General features: G+C 46.6%; 15 protein-coding genes. 3 read left to right on the top strand and 12 right to left on the bottom strand.

The window, feature by feature from the left end; genetic code table 11:
- Window positions 1-2 precede the first annotated feature (2 nt).
- From lepA to NCY57_RS05950, 4 genes are all read right to left on the bottom strand, one after another.
- The gene (gene lepA / locus NCY57_RS05965) at window positions 3-1,811 is read right to left on the bottom strand and encodes a translation elongation factor 4 (RefSeq protein ID WP_021651884.1); all 1,809 of its coding nucleotides are present in this window, start codon (window positions 1,809-1,811) and stop codon (window positions 3-5) included.
- 82 nt (window positions 1,812-1,893) lie between these two features.
- The gene (locus NCY57_RS05960; protein WP_022426952.1) at window positions 1,894-3,264 is read right to left on the bottom strand and encodes a stage II sporulation protein P; all 1,371 of its coding nucleotides are present in this window, start codon (window positions 3,262-3,264) and stop codon (window positions 1,894-1,896) included.
- Window positions 3,265-3,287: 23 nt separating this feature from the next.
- Window positions 3,288-4,217, bottom strand: a complete 930-nt coding sequence (gene gpr, locus NCY57_RS05955) for a GPR endopeptidase (RefSeq protein WP_015527438.1) — start codon at window positions 4,215-4,217, stop codon at window positions 3,288-3,290.
- A 4-nt stretch (window positions 4,218-4,221) separates the two neighbouring features.
- The gene (locus NCY57_RS05950; protein ID WP_015527439.1) at window positions 4,222-4,440 is read right to left on the bottom strand and encodes a hypothetical protein; all 219 of its coding nucleotides are present in this window, start codon (window positions 4,438-4,440) and stop codon (window positions 4,222-4,224) included.
- Between the two features lie 70 nt (window positions 4,441-4,510).
- Here NCY57_RS05950 and rpsT point away from each other — a divergent pair, with 70 nt between their 5' ends.
- Entirely contained in the window at window positions 4,511-4,774 is a 264-nt protein-coding gene (gene rpsT / locus NCY57_RS05945) for a 30S ribosomal protein S20 (protein WP_022426951.1), read from the top strand.
- A gap of 133 nt (window positions 4,775-4,907) precedes the next feature.
- Window positions 4,908-5,480, top strand: coding sequence for a M48 family metallopeptidase (locus NCY57_RS05940; RefSeq protein ID WP_022426950.1), 573 nt, complete (start codon window positions 4,908-4,910; stop codon window positions 5,478-5,480).
- A 3-nt stretch (window positions 5,481-5,483) separates the two neighbouring features.
- On the opposite strand, the gene holA is transcribed toward NCY57_RS05940, so the two are convergent.
- Window positions 5,484-6,479: a DNA polymerase III subunit delta gene (gene holA / locus NCY57_RS05935; RefSeq protein ID WP_173733451.1), complete on the bottom strand. Its 996-nt coding sequence runs from the start codon at window positions 6,477-6,479 to the stop codon at window positions 5,484-5,486.
- A gap of 171 nt (window positions 6,480-6,650) precedes the next feature.
- Between holA and NCY57_RS05930 the strand changes: the two genes are divergently transcribed.
- Complete coding sequence (locus NCY57_RS05930; RefSeq protein WP_250789551.1) at window positions 6,651-7,058, top strand: DUF6465 family protein; 408 nt, start codon at window positions 6,651-6,653, stop codon at window positions 7,056-7,058.
- 125 nt (window positions 7,059-7,183) lie between these two features.
- On the opposite strand, the gene glpK is transcribed toward NCY57_RS05930, so the two are convergent.
- From glpK to NCY57_RS05895, 7 genes are all read right to left on the bottom strand, one after another.
- Complete coding sequence (glpK, locus tag NCY57_RS05925; protein ID WP_015527443.1) at window positions 7,184-8,683, bottom strand: glycerol kinase GlpK; 1,500 nt, start codon at window positions 8,681-8,683, stop codon at window positions 7,184-7,186.
- A gap of 51 nt (window positions 8,684-8,734) precedes the next feature.
- Complete coding sequence (locus tag NCY57_RS05920) at window positions 8,735-9,310, bottom strand: glycerol-3-phosphate responsive antiterminator (protein WP_015527444.1); 576 nt, start codon at window positions 9,308-9,310, stop codon at window positions 8,735-8,737.
- A gap of 213 nt (window positions 9,311-9,523) precedes the next feature.
- Complete coding sequence (locus NCY57_RS05915) at window positions 9,524-10,642, bottom strand: Ldh family oxidoreductase (protein ID WP_015527445.1); 1,119 nt, start codon at window positions 10,640-10,642, stop codon at window positions 9,524-9,526.
- Between the two features lie 141 nt (window positions 10,643-10,783).
- The gene (locus NCY57_RS05910; RefSeq protein ID WP_021976755.1) at window positions 10,784-11,515 is read right to left on the bottom strand and encodes a glycerophosphodiester phosphodiesterase; all 732 of its coding nucleotides are present in this window, start codon (window positions 11,513-11,515) and stop codon (window positions 10,784-10,786) included.
- Window positions 11,516-11,811: 296 nt separating this feature from the next.
- Window positions 11,812-12,183, bottom strand: coding sequence for a DUF1667 domain-containing protein (locus tag NCY57_RS05905; RefSeq protein ID WP_044961717.1), 372 nt, complete (start codon window positions 12,181-12,183; stop codon window positions 11,812-11,814).
- 5 nt (window positions 12,184-12,188) lie between these two features.
- The gene (locus NCY57_RS05900) at window positions 12,189-13,475 is read right to left on the bottom strand and encodes an NAD(P)/FAD-dependent oxidoreductase (protein ID WP_118752936.1); all 1,287 of its coding nucleotides are present in this window, start codon (window positions 13,473-13,475) and stop codon (window positions 12,189-12,191) included.
- Window positions 13,476-13,482: 7 nt separating this feature from the next.
- The gene (locus NCY57_RS05895) at window positions 13,483-14,940 is read right to left on the bottom strand and encodes an NAD(P)/FAD-dependent oxidoreductase (RefSeq protein WP_015527449.1); all 1,458 of its coding nucleotides are present in this window, start codon (window positions 14,938-14,940) and stop codon (window positions 13,483-13,485) included.
- Between the last annotated feature and the right edge of the window lie 271 nt (window positions 14,941-15,211).

Here is a 15,211-nt window from a genome sequence, read left to right as displayed (position 1 = left end):
TCCTATTTATCATCCAGCTTCAGGACACTCATAAATGCCTTCTGCGGGATCTCCACGTTACCTACCTGACGCATACGTTTCTTACCTTCCTTCTGTTTTTCCAGAAGCTTCTTCTTACGGGAGATATCTCCACCGTAACACTTGGCAAGTACGTCTTTACGCATGGCTCTTACCGTCTCTCTGGCAATGACCTTGCTTCCGATAGCTGCCTGGATCGGAATCTCAAAGAGCTGTCTCGGGATCTCGTCTTTCAGCTTCTCACACATCTTTCTTCCACGCTCGTAAGCAGTATCTGCATGCACGATAAAGGAAAGAGCATCCACTTCTTCTTTATTCACAAGGATATCCAGCTTTACAAGCTCACTTCTCTCATATCCGTCCAGTTCGTAATCCAGGGATGCATAACCTCTGGAACGTGATTTCAGTGCATCAAAGAAATCATAAATGATCTCGTTCAGCGGCAGTCTGTATTTCAGGAGTGCACGGGTTTCTTCCATATATTCCATGCCTTCATACTGACCACGTCTCTCCTGGCAGAGATCCATGATCGCACCAATGAACTCTGTGGTTACCATGATCTCCGCCTTCACCATAGGCTCTTCCATGTATTCGATCTCTGAAGGATCCGGAAGGTTGGTGGGATTGGTCAGCTCGATGATCTCACCATTGGTTTTATAGACCTTATAGATAACACTCGGTGCTGTAGTTACAAGATCCAGGTTATACTCTCTCTCCAGACGCTCCTGGATGATCTCCAGATGAAGAAGTCCCAGGAAGCCGCAGCGGAAACCAAATCCAAGAGCGACCGATGTCTCCGGTTCATAATAAAGGGAAGCATCGTTGAGCTGAAGCTTCTCCAGCGCGTCACGGAGATCGCCGTACTTGGCACCATCTGCCGGATAAAGGCCACAATAAACCATAGGGTTTACCTTCTTATATCCCGGAAGTGCCTCTGCACAGGGGTTGTCCGCATCCGTTACCGTATCACCCACGCGGGTATCACGGACATTCTTGATGCTGGCTGTGATATATCCGACCATACCTGCTGTCAGCTCGTCACACGGGATAAACTGACCCGCTCCAAAATATCCAACCTCCACAACCTCCGTGGTGAATCCGGTCGCCATCATATGGATCCTCGTGCCCTTTTTCACACGTCCGTCCTTCACTCTGCAAAATACGATAACACCCTTATAAGGGTCATAAACAGAATCGAAGATCAGAGCCTTCAGAGGTGCATCCACATCCCCCGCCGGCGCCGGGACCTTATTGACGATCTGCTCCAGGACCTGGTCTACATTCAGTCCTGTTTTTGCGGAGATCTGCGGTGCATCCTGCGCTTCGATTCCGATCACATCCTCGATCTCATTGATAACACGCTCCGGATCCGCACTTGGAAGGTCGATCTTGTTGATCACCGGAACCACATCCAGATCATGGTCCAGTGCCATATATACATTGGCAAGTGTCTGAGCTTCGATTCCCTGTGCTGCATCCACAACAAGGATCGCTCCGTCACAGGCAGCAAGGCTTCGGGAAACTTCATAGTTAAAGTCCACATGTCCCGGGGTATCGATCAGGTTAAAAATATACTCATTTCCGTCCTTGGCTTTGTATACAATACGAACCGCCTGGGATTTGATGGTGATTCCTCGTTCTCTCTCAAGGTCCATGTTATCCAGAACCTGGGCCTGCATTTCCCTCTCTGTAAGAAGTCCCGTCATCTCGATGATACGGTCCGCAAGTGTTGACTTGCCATGGTCGATATGTGCAATGATACAAAAATTCCGAATTTTACTCTGGTCTATCATTCAGGAAGTCCTCCTTAAATTTCTCTCGTATAAAGCGTTCAGAACGCATATTTTTCCATACTGCTCTTTATCATATCATATTTCAGCCTTCTTTGTCACTGCCTTTCAGAACTCTGTTTAAGATATCTGCAAATGGTTCCATGGCATTTCGGACTTCCTCCACGGTATTTGTCTGTGCTCCGGCCTCCAGAAGCAGGGCCCGTGGCTTAAGATGCAGATTATAGCGAAGACCTGCCAGATAGATCCCCCGGTAAAGATCGGGGTAATACTGTGCCGCCTGATATTCCAGCTGAAAGGAAAATGCCAGATTCTCTTCTATGTAAGGATTGGGCAGATAACTCACTGCCCCCTGACTGACTGTATAGCTTAATCCATTATAAAAAAGCAGCTGAGCAGTAGGTTTTCCATTCACCTGCGTTACCAGATGACGCTCATCCGGCACACCATCTCTGTGAAGGTCGATCACAACTTCAATGGTGGGATTTTCTTCCAACACTTTTTCTATGGATGCCCTGGCATAATCATAAGCCTTGCTCCTGTCCAGTGTTCCTCCCATCATATCAAAGGCATCTGTTATATGAATGACCTGGTATCCATATGTTTTTTCCAGAAGTTCAGTAAGATGATCTCCCACTCCTACGATGGTGTCCTCAGTCTGTCCTTCTCTTGAATCTGCAAAAGCCTCCTGGGAATGGGTATGATAGATCAGGATCTGGGGTACCGATGAATCCTTTTTAACGGACAGATCCTCCTTCAGAAAACGGGGCGCACTGATCTGCTGCGCATTCGTTTCCGTATTGGAATCCAATATAAAAAACTGATTCATCACATAGTCAAAATCTGCCAGTTTCGCCTGAGACAAGTCAATCTGCGGATGTGGCAGTGCCACAGTCTCCTGTTCCTTCGCAGTATTTTCACCGGATTGGTTCTCCTCTGACGGAGGAGTCTCCGGTTCTGTGTCCCCCGGCTCCGTAGCTTCCTGTTCTGAACCTCCTGGCTCTGTAATTTCTGGCTCAGCAACTTCCTGTTCTGTATTTCCCTTAACAGTCTCCTTTTCATTTTTTTTGCCGGCAGAGGATTTTTTCCCTGCCATTTCTGCCTCTTCCGCTTCTTTCTTTTGGATTTCTTTTTTCTTTTGAAGCTCTTCTTTCTTCTGAAGGGCTTCTTTCTTCTCCACTTCTTCCGCCTCGGCCATCAGCAGCGTCTCCTGCTCTTTTCGGTTCTCTGCTTCCACTTCTTCACCCAGATGCTCTGCGTTTTTTTCCTGCAAAAGCATCTCTGTTTCCCGGTCTCTGCCATTTTCCTTCTGCAGAGCTTTCTTTTCCAGAAAGCAATACAGCGGCAGCTGTCTGTAGATCTCACCATGCCTGAAAAAATCTCCCGGAAGGACAGCCACCACCCCCAGGAAGATCAGGCTCAAAACCACGCAGAAAGCCCTCTGGATATTCGTCACCCACGATCACCTCTTATGGTATTTTATGACCTGTCCTCTTCGATTAGACTATCGGAAAAAGCCAGATTCAGTCCCTCGGAAATGGTAAAGCTTAAATATCGTACCGTTTCATCCACATCCTTTGGTGTTACAAACATGGTGTAAAGCTTCGGTGAGATCATTTCTTCCAGAAACTCCTTCTGCTCATCCTCCTCCAGTGCCTCCAGAAGCTCTGCCATGGAATCATGGACAATAGTAGCCGCATCCACCACAGTCGGAACACCGATCCCGATCACACGGACCGAAAGATTTTCTTCATTCAGGCCTTCCCTGTGATTCCCCACGCCGGAGCCCGGACTGATCCCGGTATCCGTGATCTGGATCGTCCGGTTAAGTCTTGTCGTACTTCTGGCCGCCAGCGCATCTACGGCGATCACCAAATCCGGCTTTGTCTCAGAAACAACACCCCGAACAATTTCCAGAGTTTCCATTCCGGTCTGTGCCATCACACCCGGAACGATCCCGCTGATCTGATGCATTTTCATATGTTCATTGCTCTTCAGCCCATATTCCCGGATCACATGCCTTGTCATATGAAGATTGGAAACTGCACGAGGGCCAAGGGAATCCGCAGTAATCTCCTGATTTCCAAGGCCTACCACCAGGATCGACTGCTGCCGTCCGAGATCGATCAGCTCCCTCAAATGATGTGCCACCTCTTCCGAGATCTCCCTGTGATAATCCTCATCCGGAACGGAAAGATCCGGTGCCTCAATGGTAATATAGGTCCCCTGTGGTTTTCCCATGGTCCTGGCTCCATTTTCCGTTGTGATCCGCACTACGGTAGTCCGAACATCCTTTTCCTCATCGTATCTTTCCCTGATCTCTACTCCACGTACTTCTACGTTTTCCGCCTGAAAGCGTTCCGTTGCTTCCAGCGCCAGGTCTGTTCTGATTCTGCTCCTTCCAGCCATACTCTCATCCTCTTTTTCTGTAAGATTGCAAAGACTTTTTCGCTGCTGCCTGCAGCTTTTCCGGTGTTTTCCCTTTTATTATTTCCCCTTTTTCCCATAAATATGTATCATTTCCCCTTTTCCACACAGCATCTGGTATTTTTTGCATATTTTTTTGGAATTTTTGCGAAAAACATCTTGACATTCCTGTGCACGTATAATAATATATATAAGCATGTTTCATAGGAGCGCCCGTGTCTGTTCCTGTGAATGTAATTTAATATTATATTTTTAAGGAATCGGAGGTGTACGAATTGGCTAACATTAAATCCGCAAAGAAGAGAATCTTAGTTAACAGCACTAAGGCTGCAAGAAACAAAGCAATCCGTTCTGCAGTTAAGACTTCCATCAAGAAAGTTGAGACAGCAGTTGAGAATAAGGATAAGGCAGCTGCAGAGGTTGCTCTTAAGGACGCAATCTCCACAATCAGCAAAGCTACATCCAAGGGCGTTTATCACAAAAATAACTGCGCCAGAAAGATTTCCCGTCTTTCCAAAGCTGTCAACAGCATTGCGTAATAGACCACGGAATATTTTAGTTATAAGCTTATAAGTAAAAGGAAAGACAGTCGAACCGTCAGCGACTGTCTTTTTTGTATATAGATTTCTGTTTTGTATATAGATTTCTGTATTGACCAAAAGGAGTTTTTTTATGATATCTCATCCCTTTCCCTACCGCATTATCCGCAGTAGCCGGAAAACCCTGGCGATCCAGGTCAGCGTTTCCGGTCAGGTGACTGTCCGTGCTCCGCACACAATGCCAGATTCCACCATCCAGCGTTTTCTCTCCCAGAAAGAAAGCTGGATCCTGAAGCACCTCTCCCACTCTGCCTCCAGGCCGGCACAGCCCCAGGCTGAAAACCCGCCTCTTTCGGAATTCCGCCGCAGTTATTATATGGAATCCGCCAGAAAAATATTCAAAAGAAAAACCGCAGCCTACGCCAGAAAAATGGGCGTAACCTACGGCCGTATCACGATCCGGGAACAAAAAACCCGCTGGGGAAGCTGCACCAGCGAAGGAAACCTGAATTTCAACTGGCGGCTGATCTTCGCCCCGGAAAAAGTCCTGGATTATGTTGTAGTACACGAACTTTCCCACAGAAAAGAAATGAATCATTCCCCTGCCTTTTATGCAGTGGTGGCATCTGTGATGCCAGAGTATAAAGCCTGCGAAAAATGGCTCAGGGACAACGGAGCGACCCTGTGGCAGAACCCGTCTCCGTAAAACTCAGGCTCTCACTGCTCTCGCCGAGCTATACTTCACGATCAGAAGCTCCACGCTGAGCACATCTCCAAGTGTACCTGTCTTTACCGCCTCTTCCGCATCCACAAAATCCCGCACAGCATTCTCCAGCTCTTCCACAGTGTAGGATCTGGCACAGGATGCCAGATTCCGCACAACAAAAGAGGGTACTCCCAGTTTGGAAGCGATCTCGGTCTGAGAAAGACCCTCCTGTGACATTTTCTTGGTCAGGCAGATCTGACGAAACTGTTTCGCCAAAAGAAACAATATCCGCATCGGCGGTTCCCGAAGAGTCAGAAGGTCATAGTACAGATCCAGGGCCCGCTTCTGGTTCTTCTCCGTCACCGCACGCACCATATCAAAGATCTTATTGGTTGTCTGCGTGGTACAGACAGCCTGGATATCTGCAGCCGTCACAACATCTCTTCCGACCGTATAGGAGATCAGCTTTTCCAGCTCCATCCTTATATTTCCCATATCTGTTCCCGTCATGGTCAGCAGAAGCTCCACATCTTTCTGGGTAATCCTGCGGCCATTTTTTCCGAGGATCCCTGCTGCCCACCGCATAAGAGTCTTTTCATCCTGCTGTTTAAATTCCCCGATGCTGCCGCAGGCTTTTACCGCCTTGTACATACGGCTTCTTTTATCTACTTCAGACTCGCAGAACACTAGATACAGATAATCAGGCAGAGCTTTCATATAATCTGCCAGTTCCTCGCATTTGTTCTTAAAGAATCCCGTATCCTCAAGAAGGACTACTCTTCGCTCTGCAAAAAAGGGCATGGTATCACAAAGACTCAAAAGCTCCCGGACATCGATCCCCTTCCCCTCATATCTGGTAAAATTCATGGTATCATCGTCCGGGTTCAGAGCCTTCACCAGATTTCTTTTATATTGTTGTTTCAGATAGGCTTCCTCACCGTAAAGGAGATATGCCTGCTTAAATTTTCCTGTTTTAATATCTTCCTGAATATTCTTCAATCTCTGTACCCCTGTCTGATTTTCTCTGTAATCCAGTTTATACGACAACTGCCGGAAATGCAACACCCAAGCAAAAATTTGACTTTCCACCGGATTCATGCTACTGTAAACAGGTACATATTCCGGCAGATCCGTTCTGTCAGCGAAATATGTGGAAGGGAGTGTTCCATTATGGAAAAAAGAAGAAACAGCAGAACAAGCAACCTGAAGAGCGCAACCACCAAGGCCAAAGCTACCGTGAAATCAACTGTAGAAAAGATTGAAAAAACACCTGCAGCTGAAAAAACCGTTAAAGCAGTCAAAAAGGCAACAGAGACTGTAGCAGCCAAGGCACCAGAAGTAGTAGAAGAAGTTAAGAACACTGTAAAAAATCATAAGATCAGCGGCATCACACTTGAAATTTTTGAGACATCCATCACAGTTGCCGACCTTGAGGCAGCTGTTAAGAAAGATGCAGAAGCAAAGGGCCTGAAAGGCAAAGAGCTCCACATCTATGTAAATGCAGAAGAAAGAGCAGCTTACTACACTGCTGACGGAGAGGGTTCCGACGATTACAGGATCAATCTGACCACTCTGTAAGCTCCGGCGGATCTGTTCCGCGATCGCTTATATGCCGGTCTGTCTGTGACATTCCGGAAACGCAAAAAAGCCATGCACAGGACATTTTCATCCGGTCCCGCTGCATGACTTTTCTTTTTTATCTTTTACTGGATCTTTTTGATCCAGTCTCTGGAGCAGCCTACTGCAGCTCTCCAGCCTTTTACCATGGCATTTCGCTTCTCGTCATCGATCTCCGTGCGGAAAATACGTTCCACATCACGGCTTTCCAGTACTGCCTCCTTGCTTTCCCAGAATCCCACAGCAAGACCTGCAAGATATGCGGCACCAAGAGCAGTTGTCTCAATACATTCCGGACGTTCTACAGCCACATTACTGATATTGGCCTGGATCTGCAGAAGAAGGTTGTTTGCACTTGCTCCGCCGTCTACACGAAGAACTGCAAGGTCACTTCCTGCATCTTCCTTCATAACCTCCAGCACATCATTGACCTGATATGCAAGTGATTCCAAAGTCGCACGCACAATATGATACTTATTTACACCACGGGTCAATCCCACGATCGTGCCACGGGCATACTGATCCCAGTAAGGAGCTCCAAGTCCTGTAAATGCAGGCACGACGTAGCAGCCGTTTGCATCCGGTACCTTTCCCGCAAAATACTCGGTATCCGATGCAGAATCCACCAGATGAAGCTCATCACGAAGCCACTGGATCGCAGCACCAGCCACAAATACGGATCCCTCCAGAACATAAGTGATCTCTCCGTTAAGTCCCCATCCGATGGTTGTAACCAGCCCGTTATTGGAAAATACCGGTTTATCTCCTGCATTCATCAGAAGAAAGCCACCGGTTCCATATGTATTCTTGGTTTCACCTTTCTCAAAGCAGGCCTGTCCGAACAGCGCCGCCTGCTGGTCCCCGGCAGCACCGGCTACCGGGATCCTTCCACCGAAAAAGGACGGATCTGTCTCACCATAAATCTCACTGGACTCTTTTACCTGCGGGAGCATGCATTTCGGAATATCAAGCTCCTCAAGGATCTCATCATCCCACTCCAGTGTATTGATGTTGAACATCATGGTTCTGGACGCATTGGAATAATCTGTTACATGAACAGCTCCCTTGGTCAGCTTCCAGATCAGCCAGGTCTCCACGGTACCAAACAGAAGCTCACCCTTCTCTGCTCTTTCGCGGGCACCTTCCACATTATCCAGGATCCATTTTACCTTGGTGGCTGAAAAATACGCATCGATAACAAGTCCTGTTTTCTGACGAAATTTTTCTTCCAGTCCCCTCGCTTTCAGGCTGTCGCAGTATTCTGAAGTTCTTCTGCACTGCCATACGATGGCATGATAAACCGGCTGTCCCGTATTCTTATCCCAGACAATAGTAGTCTCTCTCTGATTGGTGATACCGATTGCTGCAATATCTTCTGCCGTTGCCTCAATCTGGTTCATAGCCTCTCTGGCAACAGAAAGCTGTGTGGACCAGATCTCACCTGCATCATGCTCTACCCATCCCGGTTTCGGAAAATGCTGGATAAACTCCTTCTGCGCCACACTGCGGATCCTTCCGCTTTCATCAAAAAGAATACAGCGGTTACTGGTCGTTCCGGAATCCAGCGCCATAACATATTTTGCCATATAAAAATCCTCCAATACATTTCTTGGCTGCGGCTCAATGCCTCTGCAGCCTCATAATTCCCATACCTTCTGATTTGTAGTGGAAACCGCTGCTGCCCCCGCACCCAGAGCTCCCATCACATCCTCCTTATCGGAGATCAAACCGCCTGCGATCACAGGCACCTTGCTTGTTTTACATATCTGTTTAAGAATCTTCGGCATCAGCCCCGGCAGAACCTCTACCACATCCGGCAGCTGCTCATGCTGATTTCCCAGATTCTCAATGTTCTTGATTGCCATGGAATCAATAAGAAAAAAACGCAGAACTGTATACATTCCAAGTTTCTTCGCCCTGTTGATCATGGATGCTTTTGTTGAAATGATCCCATCTGCATGGATATTTTTACAAATATAATCCACAGAAACCTCTTTTGAGCTTAAACCTGTGATCAGGTCTATATGTGCCATCGCGATCTTCCCCGCCTGGTGGATCCGCTCCACAATTCCCCCAATAGAACGGATATCTCCATACAGGATAAAGATCACGGTAAGCTCCTCCCTGCCCAGACAGTTCTGAAGCCCCTGCTCATCCTTTACAGCCGCTATGATCGGGTTCGCCTCGATCGCGTCCAGAAATTCTTTGTTCATCTTCTCTCTTCCTCCGCAATGTTCACACAATATCATTTTATCTCCGCGCATTATTTGAAGATATTATTCTTATTGTATCAGTTTATTGCTTCAAAGACCAGACGCATTTGCCAAATATATCTGTTTTATTTCCGGCTGTATTACAATTCTCAGACAATCTTCTTCTCTGGTAAAAGAAGGGAAGCCCCTATGGACTTCCCTTCTGCAGATACATTATTTCTCAAACGGGAATTTGAACTGTGTAAGTCCGAATTCATCGCGAAGTCCGATAAACTCTTTCTGAACTGCCTCTGTCACCGGAACTCCCTTATCCTTACGATACATCCATACATCATATTCCTTCTCGCCTGCTGTGTAGATACGTTCCTGTCCAGGAGCCTTCTCGGAGCCTCTCAGGTCTCTCAGGATATCACCGCATGTTTTCTTGAATGCCTCTGCACCCATAAATGCCTCTGTGTCGATAGCAATAAAGAAATGTCCAAGATGATATGGACGGATCTTTCCTTCCTCATCCTTACCATCCAGAGCTTTCAGGAAGAGACCGGACTGAAGAGCAGCGGAAAGGATCTCAACAACCGTAGAGTATCCGTATCCCTTATATCCTCCGGTTGTCTCACCAAATCCACCGAGAGGAGCAAGTGCTGCCTGCTGGCTTCTGATTTTCTTAAGGATCTCTGCACTATCTGTAAGCTCCTCTCCTTCTCTGGAAATAACAAGACCCTTAGGAGTATCATGGTTGATACGTGCGTAGTATTCGATCTTGCCATTCTGGATAACAGATGTTGCACAGTCCAGTGTAAACGGGAACGGCTCATCTGTAGGCATACTAAATGTCAGTGGGTTGGTTCCAAGCATATTCTCAACACCAAATGTCGGTGCAACGGATGGTCTTGCGTTGGTACCGCTGATACCGATCATATTCTCTTTTGCTGCGAGACCTGTCCAATATCCTGCGATTCCATAATGGGAAGAGTTACGGACTGCAACCATACCCATGCCGTATTTATGTGCTTTTTCAATACACATGTCCATAGCCTTCTTGCTGGCTACCATTCCCATACCATCGTTGGCATCGAGAACTGCAGTTGTTGGTGTCTCTTTAAGGATATCGATCTTTGTTACTGGATTTAAGATTCCGGATTTGATACGGTCGATATAGATCGGTTTAAAGCGGTTGCAGCCATGGCTCTCGATTCCACGTCTGTCACTTTCCAGAAGTACATCAGCGCAAAGTCTTGCATCCTCTGTTGGAACTCCCATTTTCTCAAATACTGCAGTCATAAAATCGTCTGCAAGCTGCCAGGAAATAAAAGGTCTTGTTTCTTTCTCCATTGTAAAAATCCTCCATATACATTATTATAGTTTTTTTATTTTGCTTATATAGATCTGCAGCAGGACCCCCTCCTGCCGGAGATTTCAAATTTAGCCTGCCTCCTGTATGTACCTTACAGAAAGCGTCTTTGCATTACAGTGTCAATCCTCATCTGCCACTGCTCTTCCTCTGTCCGGATAATTGGTGATGATGGAGTTTACTCCCCATTTCTTCATCCTTCTCATATCCTCTTCCTCGTTTACAGTCCAGACATTCACCCCGATCCCATTCTGGGAACAGCTGCGTACATGTTCTTCCTTCAGGTATTCCAGATTCGGATGATAATACTGCACATCACAGGTTCTTGCATAAACCCCTGCATTATCCACATATTTCTCTACCAGAAAGCCTCCTGCAATAGTCTCATCACTCTGTCTGCACAATACAATGGATGCGTTATTGAAAGAGGAAAGGATGATCCGATCCTCCAGACCATATTCGCAGATCATATCAATGACCTTCTCTTCCATACCACCATAATAATAAACACTGTTCTTCAGCTCGATGTTTGTAATCAGATCTTCCTCCTCTGCCATCCACTCCAAATACTCTCTCAGAGTCGGAATCTGAAGCCTGCCGAATTTTCCGGCAAACTTATCCGGATAACTGCAATCCAGTTTACACAGCTCAGCATATGTAAGATCATAGATATATCCGTTTCCATCTGTGGTACGGTCAACCTTCTCATCGTGCATGATCACCGGAACCAGATCCTTGGTCAGCTGCACATCAAGCTCGATTCCCTCGCAGCCAGCCTCCACAGCCTTCTGAAACGCCAGCATTGTATTCTCCGGATATTCTCCGCTGAAACCACGATGTCCAAATACTTTCATTCTAATCATCCTCCATTCAATGCATTACATCGTTATGAGCATTTTTGCTAATTCATATTTCTGATTATATCATAACGTTTATTTATTTTCAACATTTTTTATCGATTCTTATATATTTTTTTGTTATTTTTTAATTAATTATTCTTTTAAGCACTAATATTTTTTGTGCATTTTGTATATTTTATTTCATGACAAACAAAGCGATAAAAAAGCCTTTTCAGGTTTATTTTATTCGCTTTGTCTGCCGGAGGGCTGACATATTATAAGCATACAGATTGCCATATATCCTTTGCAGATCACTGTATGATCTGCTTCACATTTCCTGTAGCCACGATATCCACGCCTGTGCCTGCTACATTCTCCAGGATCACGTCCCCGATCTGAACCGGCGCTTCCACACATACATCCCGCAGCGTTTCCACACAGTCAAAAATCTTTCCTTTCGGAATATCCTGTGCTGTCTTTACTGACACCACCGGCATGCTTCCATTCTTCACACGCACGGTCGTTGTCACGATCCTGGTCGGATCTGTCACTTCCTTCACTGCATATTCCGCACCTTTTTTACAGGTATTTCCTGTGACGGAAATGATCTCTTTTCCATCCATTTCCACCAGAAGGGCGCATCCCATAGGACATCCGATACAAGTAAGATTTCTTTTTTCCATTTTCATCACTCCTCCACCTGGATCACAAGTTCATGTTTATCCTGTTTCTGTTTTCCTTCCAGAATGGAAAGAAGCTGCTCTTTTTTCAATTTGATCTGTTCCATCTCTCCGGGTGCTGCCACCTGTTTTTTTCTGGAAAAGATCCGTTCTCCATCCAGATATGCACGGATGTAACAATTTTTATATACATTTCCCACACGGAAGCGGACCAGCTGCTCCTCCGCCATATGACCGATACGGATCTCAGACGGCACTGTATAGCGGACTCCGTTTTGGGGCGAAAGCGTGATTTTTATCTCTTCCGGTATTTTGTCCTCTCCATTGTTGTTTATATAGAGAGCCGCATTTCTTCCTGCATTGCCGGCTTCCTCCGAAACAAAATCCACCAGATCATGAACATGAAGAACATTTCCGCAGGCAAAAATACCTTCTACATTTGTCTCCAGACTTTCGTTTACCACCGGTCCAGAAGTCACATTACTCAGCTTCACACCTGCCTGTCCGGAAAGCTCATTCTCCGGGATCAGACCAACAGAAAGAAGAAGCGTATCGCATTCAAAAAATTCCTCTGTACCGGGAATCGGGCGTCTGTTTTCGTCTACCTCTGCAAGAGTGATTCCTTCCACACGTTCTTTTCCTTTTATGTCAACCACTGTATGGCTAAGCTTCAACGGGATTCCAAAGTCATCCAGGCACTGCACGATATTTCGCTTCAGGCCTCCGGAATATGGCATCAGTTCTGCCACTGCCTTAACCTCTGCACCTTCCAGCGTCATACGTCTGGCCATGATCAGTCCGATATCACCGGATCCCAGGATCACTACTTTTTTTCCCGGCATAAATCCTTCCATATTTACAAGGCGCTGTGCTGTTCCTGCTGAATAAATGCCTGCCGGTCGATATCCCGGAATGTTCAGTGCACCTCGCGGTCTCTCTCTGCAGCCCATGGCAAGGATCACAGCTTTTGCCCGGATCTGATACATTCCCTCCTGGCGGCTCATGGCAGTGATCACCTTATCCTGGCTGATATCCATGACCATGGTGTTCAGCCGGTACTCGATCTGCTGCTCTTTTACCATCCGGATAAAACGTGCCGCATATTCCGGTCCTGTCAGCTCCTCCTGAAATGTATGAAGGCCAAATCCATTATGGATACACTGATTCAGGATCCCGCCCAGTTCCTTATCACGTTCCAGGATCAGGATACTCTCTGCTCCCTCTTTCTTTGCAGCCAGGGCTGCTGCCAGTCCTGCAGGGCCTCCGCCTATGATCACGATATCTCTCTTCACCATAATCTTATCATTCATGGTTCTCGCCCTCCTCTGCAATTTTCTTGTTGATTCCTTCGATCAGTCTGGAAGCTCCGCCTGTTTTTGTGATCTCCTCCATGGAAATGCCAAGCTCTCGGCTGAGGATTTCCATTGTTCTGGGAGAGCAGAAGCCTGACTGACATCTTCCCATTCCTGCTCTTGTACGACGTTTTACTCCGTCCAGGGATTTCGCTCCAAGAGGTCTTCGGATCGCATCCAGGATCTCTCCCTCAGAGATCATCTCACATCTGCAGATGATATTTCCATATTCCGGTGATCTTTTGATCAGCTCATTTCTTTCTTCCAGAGAAAGCTCTGACGGATCCAGGATCCCTTTTCTCACCGGATCAAAATCCGGATTTACTTCCGGATGTAATTTTTCTTTTACGATATCAGCAACCATACAGCCAATGGCCGGTGAGCTGGTAAGTCCCGGGGATGCGATTCCTGCACAATCGATAAATCCGGGAGCATCCTCCACCTCTTCGATCACAAAATCCATACCGTCCTCGATAGCTCGAAGCCCTGCAAAGCTTGTGATCACCTTCCGCAGTGGAATATCCTTTACTGTTTTCCGGGATTTGGCACTTACTTCCTCCATCCCCTCTGATGTAGTCGCTGTTTCCTCCCGATCCTCCAGATCCGTAGCTGTAGGCCCGATCAGAAGATTACCGTGAACAGTCTGTGTTACCAGAACTCCTTTTCCGTTCTTATTTGGAAGTGCAAAGATCGTATGATTCACATGTGTTCCTGCACTTTTATCAAGAAGCATATACTCACCCTTACGAGGAGTGATATGCAGTTTTTTCTCACTTACCATATTATGAAAAACATCCGCATAGACACCGGCAGCATTGACGATACAGCCTGTCTCAAGATCACCCTTTGAGGTTTCCACAACAAAACCTTTTTCCTGTTTTCGGATGTTCTTTACTTCTGTGTCAAATTTAAATTCCACACCATTGTTATATGCATTCTCTGCCATTGCAATGTTCAGCTCAAAGGGACAGACAATTCCGGCTGTCGGTGCATACAGCGCTGCCAGCACCTGATCAGACAGATTCGGCTCCATGGCAAGTGCCTCTTCTCTGTCAAGGATCCTCAGTCCCTCTACTCCGTTTTTCAGTCCTCTTTCACGCAGCTTATGCAGCATGGCGATTCCATTCTCAGTCGTACAGACAGTCAGTGAACCAGTCTGTTTAAAAGGAAAATCCAGTTCCTTCGAAAGCTGTCCCATCATATTGCTGCCCTTCACATTCAGTTCCGCCATAAGGCTTCCCGGTTCTGCATCATAACCGGAATGAGCGATTCCGCTGTTTGCCTTGGAAGTTCCACAGCATACATCCTCTTCTCGCTCCAGAACGCAGATTTTCAGCCGATATCTTGAAAGCTCTCTCGCCGCTGCCGCTCCGGAAACTCCTGCTCCGATAATGATCACATCATACATAGATCTGTTTCTCCTTTCCTGTTTGCGGATCTTCTGAACTGTCCCCGGCTTTCTCTGCGCCGGAAACAGCAGAATATCCGTTGCAACACAAGCATTGCCGTCCGCAGGTATATATTCTGCGAGGAGTACTGCTTACGAACAGCAATCTTTCAAGTGAATATGCCATTATTTTTATGCCGTAACCCTTTGTAACCCTTGTAATCCTTTTGAAACATTAACATTTGCGCATAAAAATAGCCGGCATAAAAACACACTTATCCATGTGTCTTCA

The sequence above is a fragment of the Blautia sp. MB18-30 genome (genome assembly GCF_023669475.1).
In the GTDB taxonomy this organism is placed as follows: Bacteria; Bacillota; Clostridia; order Lachnospirales; family Lachnospiraceae; genus Blautia_A; species Blautia_A fusiformis.
This window is presented reverse-complemented; position numbering and strand designations above follow the sequence as displayed.